The following is a 14996-nucleotide window of genomic DNA, read 5'->3' on the forward strand; positions in this document are numbered from 1 at the left end:
CGTGACCGAATCGCCGCCGAAGTGGTCCCCGGGCACGTTTGAGGTTTTCGGGGCCGGGCTACGTTGAGGCTTATGGCTGCAAGCTTCGGTACTGCTCAGGTGCTGGTCGCCTCCAATCGGGGGCCCGTCTCTTACGAGGTACGGGAGGACGGTTCGCTCGACGCCAAACGGGGCGGGGGCGGGCTGGTCTCCGGGCTGTCGGCCATCGGGCCGGACGCGGGGGCGCTGTGGGTGTGCTCCGCGCTGAGCGACGGCGACCGCGAGGCGGTCCGGCGCGGGGTCGGCGAGGACGGCGTGCGGATGCTGGACGTGCCGGCCGACGTGCACGCGGACGCGTACAACGGGATCGCGAACTCGGTGCTGTGGTTCGTGCACCACATGCTGTACCAGACGCCGCTGGAGCCGGTCTTCGACGCGGAGTTCCGGCTGAAGTGGGCCTCCTACGAGAGGTACAACCGGGCCTTCGCCGAGGCGCTGGCCGAGGAGGCCGCCGAGGGCGCGGTCGCGATCGTGCAGGACTACCACCTGACGCTGGTCCCGGGGATGCTGCGGGAACTGCGGCCCGACCTGCGCATCGGCCACTTCTCGCACACGCCGTGGGCGCCGGTCGACTATTTCCGGCTGCTGCCGGACGACATCGCCGGGCAGGTGCTGCGGGGGATGCTGGGCGCGGACCGGCTCGGGTTCCTCACCCGGCGCTGGGCGGACGCGTTCACCGCGTGCTGCGACGCGCTGGTGGGCGGCCTCGGTGACACGCGGATCGGTGTGCACGGGCTGGGCGCGGACGCGGACTTCCTGCGGGAGCGGGCGCACCGGGCCGACGTGGAGGAGCGGATGGCCGCGCTGCGGGAGGAGATCGGCACGGCTCCCGACGGCGGGACGCGCCGCACGATCGTGCGGGTGGACCGGACGGAGCTGTCCAAGAACATCGTGCGGGGGCTGCTGGCCTACCGGGAGCTGCTGACGGGTCGGCCGGAGTGGCGCGAGCGGGTCGTGCACGTGGCGTTCGCGTACCCGTCGCGGCAGGACCTCGCCGTGTACCGGGACTACACCGCCGAGGTGCGGCGGGTGGCCGAGTCGATCAACGAGGAGTTCGGAACGGCCGGGTGGACGCCGGTCGTGCTGCACGTCAAGGACGACTTCGCACGGTCCCTGGCGGCGTACCGGCTGGCGGACGTGGCGCTGGTCAATCCCGTCCGGGACGGGATGAACCTCGTCGCCAAGGAGGTGCCGGTCGTCTCCGACGAGGGGTGTGCGCTGGTGCTGTCGCGGGAGGCGGGGGCGTACGAGGAGCTGGGTGAGGACGCGGTCGTCGTGAATCCGTACGACGTGTCGGGGACGGCGGAGGCGTTGCACGAGGCGTTGGGCCTGCCGGCCGGGGAGCGGGCGGAGCGGTCGAAGCGGCTGGCCGCGGCGGGGACGGCGCTGCCGCCGGGGCGGTGGTTCTTGGAGCAGTTGGAGGCGTTGAGGTCCTGATTGCCGGCTGACCGGCGTGGGCCGGGCGGGGATGGGTCGCGCGGCCCGGCGCCGGCGGGGTGCCTCGCCCACCGCCCACCCGTGCCGCCCATGGGGGGCACCCCCAGGCCGTTCAGGCGCTGGGGGAGGCACGACTGCCCGCGGCTAGAGGGCCTGCGCCAAGGATCGGAGCAGGGCCACCACTCCCTCCGGGCCGTCGACCACCAGGTCGGCTCGTTCGCGGAGGGCTGGGACCTCGTCGCTGCCGCTGCAGACCAGGAGGCCGGGGGTGTCCTGCGCGCGGAGGGTGTCGACGGCGTCGAAGGCGGGGAGGTCGCCCAGGTCGTCGCCGGCGTAGAGGACGCACGCGGCGTCGAGTTCGCGGACGTACTCCCGCAGGGCGGCGCCCTTGTCCATGCCGGGAGGGCGCAGTTCCAGGACCATGCGGCCCGGTTCCACGATCAGGCCGTTGCGGGAGGCCAGGTCGGTCAGCGGGGCGCGCAGGGCGTCGAAGGCGGCCTGGGGGTCGGGGGCGCGGCGGGTGTGGACGGCGACCGCGTGGCCCTTCTCCTCGATCCAGGTGCCCTCGCCCGCGCCGGACCGCTCCAGCAGGCCGGGCAGCTCCGCGCGGACGGCGGCGACGCCGGGGTGCGGGTCGGGGGCGGTGAGGGTGCCGGTGGCGGCGTCCCAGCGTTCGGCACCGTAGTGGCCGAGGACGACGAGGTGGTCGAGGCCGGGGACGCCCGCGAAGCCTCCGTGGTGGACGGCGACCTCGGCGGGGCGGCCGGTGATCACCGCGACGGCCGCGGCCTTCGGGGCGAGGGCCGCGAGCGCCGGTACGGCGTCGGGGTGGGCGCGGGCCCGGCCGGGGTCGGCGACGATCGGGGCGAGCGTGCCGTCGAAGTCGAGGGCGATCACCGCGCGGCCGGGGTCGGCGAGGAGGGCGTCGAGCCCTGCGCGTCCGGCCTCGGTCGCGGGGGTCGGCAGGTGGTCCGGGGAGTCGTCACGGGTGGATTCCTGGTGGCTGCCCATACCGCGAACCTATCCCGCCGCGGCGTGGGTCAACCTCACCTCTCCGAGCGGCGCGACTCCCGTACCCGGCGCAGCCGGTTGACCGTCACCGGGTCGGCGGCGAGCGCGCGGGGGTCGTCCAGGAGGGCGTTGAGGAGCTGGTAGTAGCGGACGGGGGCCAGGCCCAGTTCCTCACGGATCGCCCGCTCCTTGGCGCCGGGGCCGGGAAAGCTCCGGCGCTCCAGCGCGAGGACGTCCCGCTCCCTCTGTCCCAGGTCCATGTACGGCACCGTAACGCCCGCCACCGACAACGGCGCTCCCCCGCCGTCACTCGGCGCTGCCCGCCCGCATAGCCGTGGCCTGGATCTGGCCGAGCACCTCCTTGGGGCTGCCGCCGGGGGCGACGGCCTGGCCGATGCGCTTCTTGACGTCCGCGCTGACCGAGGCCCAGGAGGCCTTGCCGACCGGGTAGAGCTCGGAGAGCAGCAGTTCGTCCAGGAAGGGCTTGAGGTTCTCGTCCTCCTTGGCCGTGCTCATGACCTGGGAGGCGGAGGTGGTGACCGGCAGCAGGTCGTAGCGGCGGGAGAAGGCGAGGACGTTCTCGTCGCTGTAGACGAAGTCGAGGAAGTCGCCGATCTCCTCCTGGTGGCCGTTCTTCTTGAAGGCCGTCATCCAGTCGGTGACACCGAGGGTGTTCTTGCTCGCGCCGTCGATGCCGGGGGTCGTCACCATGCCGTACTTCACGCCCTTGTCGGACGCCGTCTTCATCAGCGTGGGGTGCCCGTTGAGCATGCCGACGTCGCCGTTGGCGAAGGCGGCGAAGGCGTCGGCGCGGTCGAGCTTGCCGGGGGCGACGGGGCCGGTGAGGCCCTTGGCGACCAGTTCGTCCCTGAGCCAGGTGAAGGTGGTGACGTTCTGCGGGGAGTCGACGGAGTAGGTGCCGACGTCGTCGGTGTAGCCGCCCCCGCCGCTGAGCATCCACTGCATCGCCTCGGCCGGCGCCTCCTCGGGGCCCAGCGGCAGCGCGTACGGGTACTTCACGCCCTCGGCCTTCAGCGCCTCGGCGGCGTCGGCGAGGTCGTCCCAGCTCTTGGGCGGGGTGACGCCGGCCTTGTCGAAGAGGGTCTTGTTGTAGAAGAGCACCCGCGTGGAGGCCGCGAAGGGCAGGCCGTACTGTGTGCCGTTGACCTGGCCGGCGGTGGAGAGCTGGGAGACGAAGTTCGCCTGGACCGGGATGGAGAGCACGTCGCCGGCCTGGTAGAGCAGGTCCTGGTCGGCGTAGTCGGAGTAGGCGCCGATCTGGGCCAGGTCGGGGGCCTGGCCGGCCTCGACCATCTCGCGGACCTTCCGGTCGACGTCGTTCCAGGAGTAAACGGTGACGTCGATGTTCACGTCGGGGTGCTTGGCCTCGTACGCACTGGCGACGTCGTCCCAGTAGCCCTGGGAGCCGTTGGCCTTGCTGTCGCCGTAGTCGGCGGCGACCAGCCTCAGCGTCACCTCGCCGGAGTCGCCGGTGAGCCCGCAGCCGCCGAGGACCGCCGTCATGCCCAGTGCGGACACCACCGCGATCGTTCCTGTCCTACGCCGCTGCACCCTGATTCCCCAACCCTGCCGACGACACGTCGTGCACTGCTTGCCGCAGTCGTTCGCTTGTTCGCGCTTGCGCGCTTGTTCGTTTGACGGAATAAGGTCTACACCACGACAGTGGACTAGACCTCTCCCGGGTCAACGGGCCACACTGTCTCCGTGAGACATGTCATCGCCCTCGATGTGGGCGGCACCGGGATGAAGGCCGCCCTGGCGGGGCCGGGGGGCGAGTTGCTCCACCAGGCCCGCCGGGCCACCGGCCGCGAGCGCGGGCCGGAGGCCGTCGTCGCGGGCATCCTGGACTTCGCCGCCGAGCTGCGCGCCCTGGGCGCCGACCGGTTCGGCGAGCCCGCCGCCGCGGGCGTGGCCGTCCCCGGCATCATCGACGAGGAGCACGGCACCGCCGTCTACGCCGCCAACCTCGGCTGGCGCGACGTACCGCTGCGCGCGCTGCTCGGCGACCGGCTGGGCGGCGTCCCGGTGGCCCTCGGGCACGACGTGCGCACCGGCGGGCTCGCCGAGGGGCGCGTCGGGGCCGGGAAGGGCGCCGACCGGTTCCTGTTCGTGCCGCTGGGCACCGGCATCGCGGGCGCCATCGGCATCAACGGCCGGGTCGAGTCGGGCGCCCACGGCTTCGCGGGCGAGATCGGCCACGTCGTCGTACGCCCCGGCGGCATCCCGTGCCCGTGCGGGCAGCGCGGGTGCCTGGAGCGGTTCGCGTCCGCGTCGGCGGTCAGCCAGGCGTGGGCGGAGGCGTGCGGCGACCCGGAGGCGGACGCCGCCGACTGCGCCAAGGCCGTCGAATCGGGGGACGCGCGGGCGCTCGCCGTGTGGCAGGGCGCCGTGGACGCGCTCGCCGACGGGCTGGTCACCGCGCTCACTCTGCTGGACCCGCGCGTGCTGATCATCGGTGGCGGCCTCGCCGAGGCCGGGGAAACCTTGTTCTCACCGCTGCGGGACGCCGTCCGACGGCGCGTCACCTTCCAGAAGCTGCCCGAGATCGTCCCCGCGGCGCTCGGGGACACCGCGGGCTGCCTGGGCGCCGGGCTGATGGCCTGGGACCTGCTCGGCGCCGGTCCGCACGGCACCCCCACGACCACGACTCCCCCGGAGGTAACCACCTGATGGCCCCAAGCAAGGTTCTCGCCGGTGCCCGGGTGGTACTGCCCACCGGGACCGTGGACGACGGCCGCGTGATCGTCGACGGCACGCGCATCGCGGACACGGCGCCCCCCGGGGCGGAGGTCGTCGACGTGTCGGGCCACTGGGTGGTCCCCGGCTTCGTCGACATCCACAACCACGGCGGCGGCGGCGCCTCCTTCACCGGCGGCACCGCCGAGGACGTCCTCAAGGGCGTCGAGACCCACCGCCGGCACGGCACCACCACGGTGGTCGCCTCCGCCGTCACCGGCGACCTGGACTTCCTCGCCCGGCAGGCCGGGCTGCTCGCCGAACTGGCGCAGCAGGGCGACATCGCCGGCATCCACTTCGAGGGGCCGTTCATCTCCCCGTGCCGCAAGGGCGCCCACGACGAGCAGCTGCTGCGCGACCCGGACCCGGCCGAGGTCCGCAAGCTGGTCGACGCCTCGCACGGGCACGCGAAGATGGTGACGCTGGCCACCGAGCTGCCGGGCGGCCTGGACTCCGTACGGCTGCTCAGCGAGCACGGCGTGATCGCGGCGGTCGGGCACACGGACGCGACGTACGAGCAGACGGTGCAGGCCATCGACGCGGGCGCCACGGTCGCCACGCACCTCTTCAACGCGATGCCTCCGGTCGGTCACCGCGCCCCCGGTCCCATCACCGCGCTGCTGGAGGACGAGCGGATCACCGTCGAGCTGATCAACGACGGCACGCACCTGCACCCGGCCGCGCTCCAGCTGGCCTTCCACCACGCGGGCGCCGCCCGGGTCGCCTTCATCACCGACGCGATGGACGCGGCCGGCTTCGGCGACGGGCGCTACCTGCTCGGCCCGATGGAGGTCGAGGTCGCGGACGGCGTGGCCCGGCTGGTGGAGGGCGGCTCCATCGCGGGCTCCACGCTCACCCTGGACCGCGCCTTCAAGCGGGCGGTGACGGTGGACGGGCTGCCGGTCGGGGACGTCGTCGCGGCGATCTCCGCCAACCCGGCGCGGCTGCTGGGCCTGGAGGACCGGATCGGCTCCCTGGAGCCCGGCAAGGACGCCGACCTGGTGGTCCTGGACGACGCGTTCGACCTGGTGGGCGTGATGCGCCGGGGCGCGTGGGTGGTCGATCCCCAACTGGGCTGATCCGTCCCCGGACCCGTCCCCGGCCGACCCGACCGGGGGCTGGGCCGACCGCCGCCCTTTTGGCATGATCGTGTCGTGGAGCACAGCTCCGCGGGCACGCCAGCCGCAGACGATCGGGGGAGGTCGGCACGGTGATCCTCACCGTCACACTCAACACCGCGCTCGACATCACCTACCGCGTCCCGGGCCTCAGGCCCCACGCCTCCCACCGGGTGACCGGGGTGACCGAGCGTCCCGGCGGCAAGGGCCTGAACGTCGCCCGGGTGCTGGCCGCCCTCGGGCACGAGGTCACGGTCACCGGCTTCGCGGGCGGCACCACCGGCGACACCGTGCGCGCGGGACTCACCGGCGTGCCCGGGGTGGCGGACGCGCTGGTGCCGGTGGCGGGCGCGACCCGGCGCACCATCGCCGTCGTGGACGAACGCACCGGCGACACCACCCAGCTCAACGAACCCGGCCCGGCCGTCGCTCCCGCCGAGTGGAACGCCTTCCAGGAGGCGTACGAGGACCTGCTGGCCGGTGCCGCCGCGGTCGCCCTGTGCGGCAGCCTGCCGCCCGGCGTCCCGGTGGGCGCCTACGCCGGCCTGGTGCGTGCCGCCCGTGCGGCGGGCGTGCCGGTGCTGCTGGACACCAGCGGGGAGCCGCTGCGCCGTGGGGTCGCCGCCCGGCCCGACCTGATCAAGCCGAACGCCGACGAGCTGGCCGAGCTGACCGGCGCGCACGAGCCGCTGCGGGCCACGCAGGCTGCCCGGCGCCGCGGTGCCCGCTCGGTGGTCGCCTCGCTCGGGGCCGCCGGGCTGCTCGCCGAGACCCCGGAGGGCCGCTGGCGCGCTGCTCCGCCCGCCCACGTGCGCGGCAACCCGACCGGCGCGGGCGACTCGGCGGTCGCCGGGCTGCTCTCCGGCCTGGTGGAGCACCTGCCCTGGCCGGACCGGCTGGCCCGCGCGGTCGCCCTGTCGGCGGCGACGGTGCTGGCGCCGGTGGCGGGCGAGTTCGACCGGGCGGCGTACGAGGAGCTGCTCGGCCGCGGGGTCGCGGTGACGGCGGAGGCCGACGCGGCGTGACGCGGGGCGACGGACGTGGCCCGCGGCCGGTCTACGGGGCCGTCAGCCCGTCGTGAGCGAGAGCTGGTCGATGACCGCTTCGCACTTGTTGTCCGCGTTGCAGGCGAGCTCGATCGTGTTGGTGCCCTCGTTGAGGTTCACGTTGGCCCAGGTGGACTTCCAGCCCTTTTCCCAGTCCCCGGCCGGGGTGCCGCCGAAGTTGCTCATGTTGAGCGGGCGGGCTTCGGCCTTGCCGTTGACCATCAAAGTGGCGTCGGCGTCGGTGCCCGGGGTGCCGTAGCGCACGTTCAGCCGGTAGCTGCCGGCCTTCTCGATGCCGTCCACGGTCCAGGTGACCTTCGCGCCGACCTGGTCGAAGCCCGTGACGTAGACCCCGCCGTCGGCCTTCGCGCCCTTGATGTCCGAGGCGGTCGACATGCCGGGCGACAGCCTGAGCGCCTTCGCGTCGACCGCCGGGAGCTCGACCTCCTCCTCGGCGCCGTCGCTGGCCGAGGGGCTGGGCTCGCTGCTCTGGGACTGGGTGGGCGTGGAGCCGCCGCCGGCCTCGTTGCCGCCCTTGTCGTCCTCGGAGCCGCTGCTCGTCATGGCCACCGCGATGCCGACGACGACCGCGGCGACGACCGCCACCGCGCCGATCAGCAGGCCCTTGGTGTTCGGGCCGCGGCGCCCGCCGCCCCCGCCCGCGCCGCGTCCCGGCTGCTGCGGGCCGTTCGGCGCGCCGCCGCCGGGGAGCGTCTCCGGCGCCGCGTAGTGCGCGTTGGGCTGTGGGTACCCGTAACCGCCCTGCTGCTGCGGGGCGGCCTGGCCGTAGGCGGCGGACGGGGCCGCATGGCCCTGCGGTGCGCCGCCGTACTGCCGTGTGCCGACGGGACGCACCCGGTTGACGGAGTTCGGGTAGCCGTAGCCACCGGACGGCGGCTGGGCCCCGTTGGCCTGCCCGTCGGCGTAGAGGTAGCCGAAGGGGTCGTCGTCCTCGGGCGTGCTCGCGCCGTTGTTGCCGGGCGTCATCCCTTGGTCTCCTAACCAGATGCGTTGCGTGTGCGGTACGGGTCGTGAGAGGGCGAGCCTACCCGCTCGCGGTGACCCAAACGGGTGACTCAGACCGCATCAGCGCTCTGACCTGGTGATCATCCGGCACGTCGGTGCTGTTTGGGACGAGATCGTTTCTCGACGTACATCCGTTCGTCAGCCGACTTCAGCACTTCGTCCGCCGTCATGCCGCAGTGCGCCCACCCGATGCCGAAGCTGGCCCCCACGCGGACGGCCCGTCCCTCGGCGCGGATCGGCTGGATGATCTCGTTGCGCAGGCGTACGGCGAGGTCCTGGGCGTCGGCCCGGCCGAGCCCGTTGGCGAGGATCACGAACTCGTCGCCGCCGAGCCGGGCCACGGTGTCGCCGTCGCGCACGCCGCCGCTGAGCCGGCGGGCGACCTCGATGAGGACGGCGTCTCCGGCGTTGTGCCCGAAGCGGTCGTTGATGGACTTGAAGCCGTCCAGGTCGCAGAAGAGGACCGCGAGCCCCTTGGTGCCGTCGTCGCGGCCGTCCTCGGGGGCGACGGCGTGCACATGGTGGTCGTAGGCGCCGTACGGCTCGGCGGCCGCCGCCCCGAAGTCGAAGGTGTGGCCGCCGGAGTCGAAGACGGCGGAGTCCCCGTAGGCGGCGTCCATCGCGTCCACCACGCCCGCGTGGGGCGACTGCGGGCGCCGGCACAGCCGGGCGGCGAGGCGGGAGCGCAGCTCGGCGCTGTTGGGCAGTCCGGTGAGGGAGTCGTGGGAGGCGCGGTGGGCGAGCTGGAGCTCACGGCGCTTGCGCTCCTCTATGTCCTCGACGTGGGTGAGCAGGAAGCGGGGCCCGTCGGCGGCGTCGGCGACGACGGAGTTGCGCAGGGAGACCCAGACGTAGGTGCCGTCGCGGCGGCCCAGGCGCAGCTCGGCCCGGCCGCCCTCGGCCGAGGTGCGCAGCAGGGTGCCGATGTCCTCGGGGTGGACGAGGTCCGAGAAGGCGTAGCGGCGCATCGCGGAGGCGGGGCGGCCCAGGAGGCGGCACAGGGCGTCGTTGGTCCGCAGGATGCGGCCGTGCTGGTCGCCGCCCATCTCGGCGATGGCCATGCCGGAGGGGGCGTACTCGAAGGCCTGCCGGAAGCTTTCCTCGCTGGCCCTCAGCGCCTGCTGGTCGCGCTCCAGGCGGACCAGGGCGCGCTGCATGTTGGAGCGGAGCCGGGCGTTGCTGATCGCGATGGCGGCCTGGAACGCGTACATCTGCAAAGCCTCGCGGCCCCAGGCGCCGGGGCGGCGGCCGTTGCGCGGCCGGTCCACGGACAGGACGCCGATCAGCTCCCCGCTGTTGCCGCCGCCCTGCGGGCCGGGGGCGTACATCGGTGCGAAGAGCCGGTCCGAGGGGTGCCACTCGTCCTCAAAACGGGGCGCGGGCCCGTCGGTGTACCACTGCGGGACGTCGTCGTCGTCGAGGACCCAGCCCTCGGTGTGGGGTATGAAGATCAGGTCGCCCCACTGCTCGCCCATGCGCAGCCGCCGGTCCCAGGACTCGCGGGAGCCCGCCCGGCCGGTGATGAGGGCCTCGGCGGCCGGGTTGCCGGAGAAGGCGGCGACGACGAGGTCACCGTCGGGCCGGACCAGATTGACGCACGCCAGCTCGTACCCGAGGGCCTGGACGACGCCGTCGGCGACGGCCTGCAGGGTGTCGGCCAGGCTGCGGGCCTTGTTCATGTCGGCCATGGCCTGGTGCAGTTGCCGCAGGGACGCAAGACGGACGTAGGGCTCCGACTCGGTCTCCATGCTCGCCCTCCCCCCGAGACCTCGCAGCGAATCAAGGGTCGCCTTGGCGCCTTTGGTGATGGTGCCCTTCCAGTTCCCCGCCACTGAATCACAGCGCGCTGCCCACTCGGTACACAGGGTCAACAATTACCGTCGCTTGTGACTCAAGTCACAGCGAAAGATGAACAATTGAGTGGTGTTTCTGCGTTTTCTCTGTGCGTTTACTGAACGCAAATTTTGTAGCCGTCCGCACGCCTCGCGCCGCACTCCTTCTGTGGTCCTAGGACCCGGTTCGGCCCGGGGCCCGATGCCGGGCCCCGGGCCCGGCGATTAGCGTGACGATGTGCCGAACACTCCTTCCCTCACGTCCCCCGCGTCCCCCACGCTCCCGTCGCCGTCGCCCGCCGCCGGGCATGCTGAGGGGGTGAGCAACGAGGAGTTCCGTGCCGCCATGTCCCGGCTGGCCTCGGGCGTGGTCCTGGTGACCGCGCAGGAGCCGCCGCTGGATCCCGACGACCCGCAGGCGCCGAGCGGCGAGGACGTCGGCATGACGGCCACCGCCTTCATGTCGGTCTCGCTGGACCCGCCACTGGTCCTCGTGAGCCTGCGCGAGGGCTCCCGCATGGACGACCTGCTGGACGAGCAGCCGCTGTGGGCGGTCTCCGTCCTGTCCGAGAGCCAGCGGCACATCGCCGGCCGCTTCGCCATGAAGGGCCGCGTCAGCGACCGGCTCCTGTTCGCGGACATCCCCTGCCTGCGCGGCGAGGCGACCGACGCCCCGCTGGTCGGCGGCGCCCTGGCCACCCTGGAGTGCCGCACCGAGCAGCGTGTGCGGGCCGGGGACCACACCCTGGTCATCGGCCGCGTGCTGACCGCCTCGCTGCCGAGCGCGGACGGCGGGCCGCTGGCGTACTTCCGGGGGCGGTACCGGCAGTTGGGGTGACCTTTTATTCGCTCGTCGTCGGTGCGGCGCCCCCCTAGGGTGCGCGCATGACGACCAGCACCAAGCTCCGCCTCGAGGAAGTCACCCGCGCGAACTTCGAGGCCGCCACGGCCATACGGGTCCGCCCCGACCAGGAGTTCGCGGTCGAACCGGTGATGACGTCGCTCGCCGAGGCCTACCTCCACCCCGGCGTCGCCTGGCCCCGCCTGATCCTCGACGGCGACCGCCCCGTCGGCTTCCTCATGGCCTTCTTCGACATCGACTGGTACGAGGACGGCAGCGTGCGGCGCTCCGGGCTGTGGCGGCTGAACATCGCGGCCGGGGAACAGGGCCGGGGATACGGCCGTTTCGCGGTGGAGTCGGTGGCCGAGGAGCTCCGCCGACGCGGCGGCGAGGAGTGCTACGTCACCTGGCACCCGGGCCCGGACGGCCCCGAGGGCTTCTATCTGGGGCTGGGCTTCAGGCCGGACGGGGAGACGAGCGAGGGGCAGACGGTGGGGGTGCTGAAACTGGCCTGACCCCCCGGCGGCCCGCGCTAGTCCCAGTTCTTCGGGGAGCGGCCCCGCTTGGTCTCCGAGCGCTGCTTCTTCTTCCGGAGCCGGCGTTCGTTGATGCCGCGCGGTATGCGGGTCGGCCTGCGGGGCTTGGGCGGCGGGGCGGTGGCGTCGGCGAGGAGGGCCGTGAGGCGTACGGCGGCACTCTCGCGGTTGCGCCACTGGGAGCGGTGCTCGGAGGCGCGGACGGTGACGACGCCGTCGGTCAGGCGTCCGGCCAGCCGCTCCAGCGCGCGGCGCTTCCACACCTCGGGAAGTGCCTCGGTGCGCGCCAGGTCGAAGCGGAGCTCCACGGCCGTGTCCGTGGTGTTGACGTGCTGCCCGCCCGGCCCGGAGGAGCGCGAGAAACGCCAGACGAGCTCGGCCTCGGGAAGGGAGACGGAGCCGCGGATGACATGGGGAGCGGACATGCCGTCCATGTTCCCGTCCCCGTGCGGTCCACGTCACCCCATTATCCTCGGCCCCGGCCTCGGTAAAGAAAGTAAAGAGAGCTGGAACCTTGTGGACCCCTCTCGTCGTTCATGGGGGTAGCTGTAGCTTTCTTGCCGTACGTAAACGAGGGAAGGGACTCCCAACAATGGCTGTAAGCCTGTCCAAGGGTGGCAACGTCTCGCTCACCAAGGAGGCTCCGGGCCTGACCGAAGTCACCGTGGGCCTCGGCTGGGACGTCCGCACCACCACCGGCACCGACTTCGACCTCGACGCCTCCGCGATCGCGGTCAACACGCAGGGCAAGGTCTACTCCGACGCCCACTTCGTCTTCTTCAACAACAAGCAGACGCCGGACAACACCATCGTCCACACCGGTGACAACCGCACCGGCGAGGGCGCCGGCGACGACGAGGCGATCAACGTCAACCTCGCCGCCCTCCCGGCCGACATCGAGAAGATCGTCTTCCCGGTCTCGATCTACGACGCCGAGAACCGCTCGCAGAACTTCGGCCAGGTGCGCAACGCCTACATCCGCATCATCAACCAGGCCGGCGGCGCCGAGATCGCCCGCTACGACCTGTCCGAGGACGCGGCCACCGAGACCGCCATGGTCTTCGGCGAGCTGTACCGCAACGGCGCCGAGTGGAAGTTCCGCGCCGTCGGCCAGGGTTACGCCTCGGGCCTGGTGGGCATCGCCCAGGACTTCGGCGTGAACGTCTGACGTTCGCCCGCGCGTTTCGCGGCACGAAGGCCTCCCGGACGTCCGGCCGGGAGGCCTTCGGCGTTCCCGTTGCGGGCTTTCGGGACGTGCCTCACGGCAGCAGACGCTGCTCCTTCGCCACCGCGACCGCGCCCGCGCGTGTGTCGACGCCCAGCTTGTCGTAGATGCGCCGCAGGTGCGTCTTCACCGTCGCCTCGCTGATGAACAGGGCGCGGGCGATCTCCCGGTTGCCGAGGCCGGTGGCGAGCTGGGCCAGGATGTCGCGTTCGCGGTCGGTGAGGGAGGGGCGGGGGCTGCGCATGTTGGCCATGACCCGGCCGGCGACGGGACCGGACAGCGTCGTCCGGCCCTGGGCGGCGGCGTGGATGGCGGCGAAGAGCTCCTCGGGGCGTTCGGCCTTCAGCAGGTAGCCGGTCGCGCCTGCCTCGATGGCGCGGGTGATGTCCGCGTCGGTGTCGTACGTGGTCAGCACCAGGACGTGCGGGACGTGGCCGGAGCCGGTCGGCGGGGCAGCGGCCGCCGGGGCGGCGGTGAGGCGGCGCGTGGTCTCCACGCCGTCGATGCCGGCGCCGAGTTGCAGGTCCATCAGCACCACGTCCGGGGCCAGCCGCGCGGCGAGCGCCAGCGCTTCCTCGCCGGTGCCCGCCTCGCCGACCACCTCGATGCCGGGGGCGCTGTCGAGCAGGGCGAGCAGTCCGGCCCGTACGACGACGTGGTCGTCGCAGACCAGGATGCGGACGGGGGCGGGCCCGCCGTCTGCCGGGTGGGTCATCGGAGTGTCTCCTGCCGGTCGGCCGGGTCGGGGCGGGGCGCTTCCAGAGGGACGGCGGCGGACAGGACGGTGCCCTCGCCGGGCGCCGACTCCACGGTCAGGGTGCCGCCCAGCTGGCGCAGCCGGGCGCGCATCGCGGGCAGCCCGTGTCCGCGCACCCCGGCGGGGGCGTCGGGGAGCACCGCCGGGTCGAAGCCGTGGCCGTCGTCGGTGACGTCCAGGACGGCCTGGTCGTCGAGGAGGGTGAGGGTCAGGGCGGCGGCGGTGGCGCCCGCGTGTTCCCGGACGTTGGCCAGGGCGCCCTGGGCGATGCGCAGCAGGGCCGACTGGACGCGGTCGGGCAGCAGCGGGGACCGGCCGCCGTCGTCGACGTGGACCCGCACGGTGAGGTGGTCGCCGGACTCCCGCGCGGCCAGGGCGCGCAGCGCCGCGTCCAGGCCGCCGCCGCGGGCGAGGTCGGCGGGGGCGAGGTCGTGGACGAAGCGGCGGGCCTCGGTGAGGTTGTGCTCGGCGACGGAGGCGGCGCCCCGGACGTGGGTGCGGGCCTTGTCCGGGTCGGTCTCCCAGACCCGTTCGGCGGCCTGGAGCAGCATCCGCTGGCTGGACAGGCCCTGGGCGAGGGTGTCGTGGATCTCCATGGACAGCCGCTGCCGTTCGGCGAGGGTGCCCTCGCGGCGCTCGGAGGCGGCGAGTTCCCGGCGGGTGCGGATCAGGTCGTCGATCAGGGCGCGCTGCCGGGCCGCCTGCCGTTCGGTGTGCAGGAACACGGTGGCGGCGATCGCGGCGACGGCGGGCGGCGCGAGCAGCAGGTTCGGGTCGAAGCCCCCCGCGAGCCGGAGCTGCGCGGCGACGACGAACAGCGTCAGGACGGTGACCAGCACGAGCGCCGCCCTGGCCGGGAGGGTGCGCAGGCCGGTGTAGAAGAGGGGCACCGCGCACCAGGCGAAGCTGGGCGCGAGCACGACCAGCACCATCCACACCACGACCACCAGGCCCAGCCAGGCCAGGCGCCGCCGGGCGGGCCGGGTGACGGAGCCGGTCGGCTCCGGGCCGCTCAGGGCGGGTCCGAGCAGATGCAGCACCGCGAGGGTGAGGGAGAGGGCGAAGATCCACGGGGTCCGGGGCTCGCCGGGGTGGCGGAGCAGAAAGCGGGCGAGGGCGCCGCCGAGCAGGAGGAAGAACGCCGCGTGCATCACGGCGCCGAGCCACCGGCTGTCCGGGTCGTACGGCTTCGGCATCCGGCGCCCACCTCCTTCCGCCCGCGCCTGCCCTTCCCCCAACCTGCCGCAGGGGGACGCTGAGCTGCGCGAACACTCCCATGATGACCCTTCGGGACGGCCCGCGGGTCAGCCGATCGGACGACCCCGCCGTCGCCCGATCCGCCCGCGAGCGGCAACCGGAACGGCGACCGCG

15 protein-coding genes are annotated in these 14996 nt (G+C 73.3%); 7 read left to right on the forward strand and 8 right to left on the reverse strand.

The window, feature by feature from the left end; genetic code table 11:
- Nucleotides 1-72 precede the first annotated feature (72 nt).
- On the forward strand, nt 73-1476 hold the full coding sequence (locus ACFW47_RS13490; protein WP_386305872.1) for a trehalose-6-phosphate synthase: 1404 nt from the start codon (nt 73-75) through the stop codon (nt 1474-1476).
- A 144-nt stretch (nt 1477-1620) separates the two neighbouring features.
- Here ACFW47_RS13490 and otsB read toward each other — a convergent pair whose 3' ends face one another.
- Genes otsB through ACFW47_RS13505 form a run of 3 tightly spaced genes read right to left on the reverse strand, consistent with a single transcriptional unit; the run spans nt 1621 to nt 4011 of the window.
- The gene (gene otsB, locus ACFW47_RS13495; RefSeq protein WP_386280661.1) at nt 1621-2487 is read right to left on the reverse strand and encodes a trehalose-phosphatase; all 867 of its coding nucleotides are present in this window, start codon (nt 2485-2487) and stop codon (nt 1621-1623) included.
- 35 nt (nt 2488-2522) lie between these two features.
- Nucleotides 2523-2747 (reverse strand): DUF3263 domain-containing protein, encoded by a 225-nt coding sequence (locus tag ACFW47_RS13500; protein ID WP_073729652.1) that lies wholly within the window; start codon nt 2745-2747, stop codon nt 2523-2525.
- Nucleotides 2748-2793: 46 nt separating this feature from the next.
- Complete coding sequence (locus ACFW47_RS13505) at nt 2794-4011, reverse strand: ABC transporter substrate-binding protein (protein ID WP_386281246.1); 1218 nt, start codon at nt 4009-4011, stop codon at nt 2794-2796.
- A gap of 240 nt (nt 4012-4251) precedes the next feature.
- Here ACFW47_RS13505 and ACFW47_RS13510 point away from each other — a divergent pair, with 240 nt between their 5' ends.
- The 3 genes from ACFW47_RS13510 (at nt 4252) to ACFW47_RS13520 (ending at nt 7387) form a co-directional block, all read left to right on the forward strand.
- The gene (locus ACFW47_RS13510; RefSeq protein WP_386281244.1) at nt 4252-5178 is read left to right on the forward strand and encodes an ROK family protein; all 927 of its coding nucleotides are present in this window, start codon (nt 4252-4254) and stop codon (nt 5176-5178) included.
- Entirely contained in the window at nt 5178-6323 is a 1146-nt protein-coding gene (gene nagA / locus ACFW47_RS13515) for an N-acetylglucosamine-6-phosphate deacetylase (RefSeq protein WP_386280657.1), read from the forward strand. Before ACFW47_RS13510 ends, nagA begins: the two co-directional genes overlap by 1 nt.
- Nucleotides 6324-6454: 131 nt before the next feature.
- Nucleotides 6455-7387, forward strand: a complete 933-nt coding sequence (locus ACFW47_RS13520; protein WP_386280654.1) for a 1-phosphofructokinase family hexose kinase — start codon at nt 6455-6457, stop codon at nt 7385-7387.
- 42 nt (nt 7388-7429) lie between these two features.
- Here ACFW47_RS13520 and ACFW47_RS13525 read toward each other — a convergent pair whose 3' ends face one another.
- Together ACFW47_RS13525 and cdgB are read right to left on the reverse strand one after the other, a co-directional pair.
- The gene (locus ACFW47_RS13525; RefSeq protein WP_386280651.1) at nt 7430-8395 is read right to left on the reverse strand and encodes a CBM35 domain-containing protein; all 966 of its coding nucleotides are present in this window, start codon (nt 8393-8395) and stop codon (nt 7430-7432) included.
- 119 nt (nt 8396-8514) lie between these two features.
- Entirely contained in the window at nt 8515-10182 is a 1668-nt protein-coding gene (gene cdgB, locus ACFW47_RS13530; protein WP_386280649.1) for a diguanylate cyclase CdgB, read from the reverse strand.
- A gap of 322 nt (nt 10183-10504) precedes the next feature.
- Here cdgB and ACFW47_RS13535 point away from each other — a divergent pair, with 322 nt between their 5' ends.
- Both ACFW47_RS13535 and ACFW47_RS13540 read left to right on the forward strand, forming a co-directional pair.
- Entirely contained in the window at nt 10505-11104 is a 600-nt protein-coding gene (locus ACFW47_RS13535) for a flavin reductase family protein (protein ID WP_386280646.1), read from the forward strand.
- 47 nt (nt 11105-11151) lie between these two features.
- Nucleotides 11152-11622, forward strand: coding sequence for a GNAT family N-acetyltransferase (locus ACFW47_RS13540; protein WP_386305874.1), 471 nt, complete (start codon nt 11152-11154; stop codon nt 11620-11622).
- A 17-nt stretch (nt 11623-11639) separates the two neighbouring features.
- On the opposite strand, the gene arfB is transcribed toward ACFW47_RS13540, so the two are convergent.
- Nucleotides 11640-12077 carry an alternative ribosome rescue aminoacyl-tRNA hydrolase ArfB gene (gene arfB / locus ACFW47_RS13545; protein WP_386280640.1) on the reverse strand — a complete coding sequence of 146 codons (438 nt, stop codon included), beginning with the start codon at nt 12075-12077 and terminating at the stop codon, nt 11640-11642.
- Nucleotides 12078-12235: 158 nt separating this feature from the next.
- Between arfB and ACFW47_RS13550 the strand changes: the two genes are divergently transcribed.
- Nucleotides 12236-12811 (forward strand): TerD family protein, encoded by a 576-nt coding sequence (locus tag ACFW47_RS13550; protein WP_386280638.1) that lies wholly within the window; start codon nt 12236-12238, stop codon nt 12809-12811.
- Between the two features lie 91 nt (nt 12812-12902).
- Here ACFW47_RS13550 and ACFW47_RS13555 read toward each other — a convergent pair whose 3' ends face one another.
- Nucleotides 12903-13583, reverse strand: a complete 681-nt coding sequence (locus ACFW47_RS13555; protein WP_386280636.1) for a response regulator — start codon at nt 13581-13583, stop codon at nt 12903-12905.
- On the reverse strand, nt 13580-14821 hold the full coding sequence (locus ACFW47_RS13560) for a sensor histidine kinase (protein WP_386280634.1): 1242 nt from the start codon (nt 14819-14821) through the stop codon (nt 13580-13582). The genes ACFW47_RS13555 and ACFW47_RS13560 overlap by 4 nt, the downstream gene beginning before the upstream one ends.
- Between the last annotated feature and the right edge of the window lie 175 nt (nt 14822-14996).

Source organism: Streptomyces sp. NPDC058796 (genome assembly GCF_042745235.1).
Lineage (GTDB): Bacteria > Actinomycetota > Actinomycetes > Streptomycetales > Streptomycetaceae > Streptomyces.

Bases quoted from the DNA above. Each gene is read 5' to 3' on its own strand.
- arfB (WP_386280640.1), bottom strand. From the start codon at position 12,077: ATGGACGGCATGTCCGCTCCCCATGTCATCCGCGGCTCCGTCTCCCTT.
- ACFW47_RS13490 (WP_386305872.1), top strand. From the start codon at position 73: ATGGCTGCAAGCTTCGGTACTGCTCAGGTGCTGGTCGCCTCCAATCGG.
- ACFW47_RS13510 (WP_386281244.1), top strand. From the start codon at position 4,252: ATGAAGGCCGCCCTGGCGGGGCCGGGGGGCGAGTTGCTCCACCAGGCC.
- cdgB (WP_386280649.1), bottom strand. From the start codon at position 10,182: ATGGAGACCGAGTCGGAGCCCTACGTCCGTCTTGCGTCCCTGCGGCAA.
- ACFW47_RS13505 (WP_386281246.1), bottom strand. From the start codon at position 4,011: ATGACGGCGGTCCTCGGCGGCTGCGGGCTCACCGGCGACTCCGGCGAG.
- ACFW47_RS13560 (WP_386280634.1), bottom strand. From the start codon at position 14,821: ATGCCGAAGCCGTACGACCCGGACAGCCGGTGGCTCGGCGCCGTGATG.
- otsB (WP_386280661.1), bottom strand. From the start codon at position 2,487: ATGGGCAGCCACCAGGAATCCACCCGTGACGACTCCCCGGACCACCTG.
- ACFW47_RS13550 (WP_386280638.1), top strand. From the start codon at position 12,236: ATGGCTGTAAGCCTGTCCAAGGGTGGCAACGTCTCGCTCACCAAGGAG.
- ACFW47_RS13500 (WP_073729652.1), bottom strand. From the start codon at position 2,747: ATGGACCTGGGACAGAGGGAGCGGGACGTCCTCGCGCTGGAGCGCCGG.
- ACFW47_RS13555 (WP_386280636.1), bottom strand. From the start codon at position 13,583: ATGACCCACCCGGCAGACGGCGGGCCCGCCCCCGTCCGCATCCTGGTC.
- ACFW47_RS13540 (WP_386305874.1), top strand. From the start codon at position 11,152: ATGACGACCAGCACCAAGCTCCGCCTCGAGGAAGTCACCCGCGCGAAC.
- nagA (WP_386280657.1), top strand. From the start codon at position 5,178: ATGGCCCCAAGCAAGGTTCTCGCCGGTGCCCGGGTGGTACTGCCCACC.
- ACFW47_RS13525 (WP_386280651.1), bottom strand. From the start codon at position 8,395: ATGACGCCCGGCAACAACGGCGCGAGCACGCCCGAGGACGACGACCCC.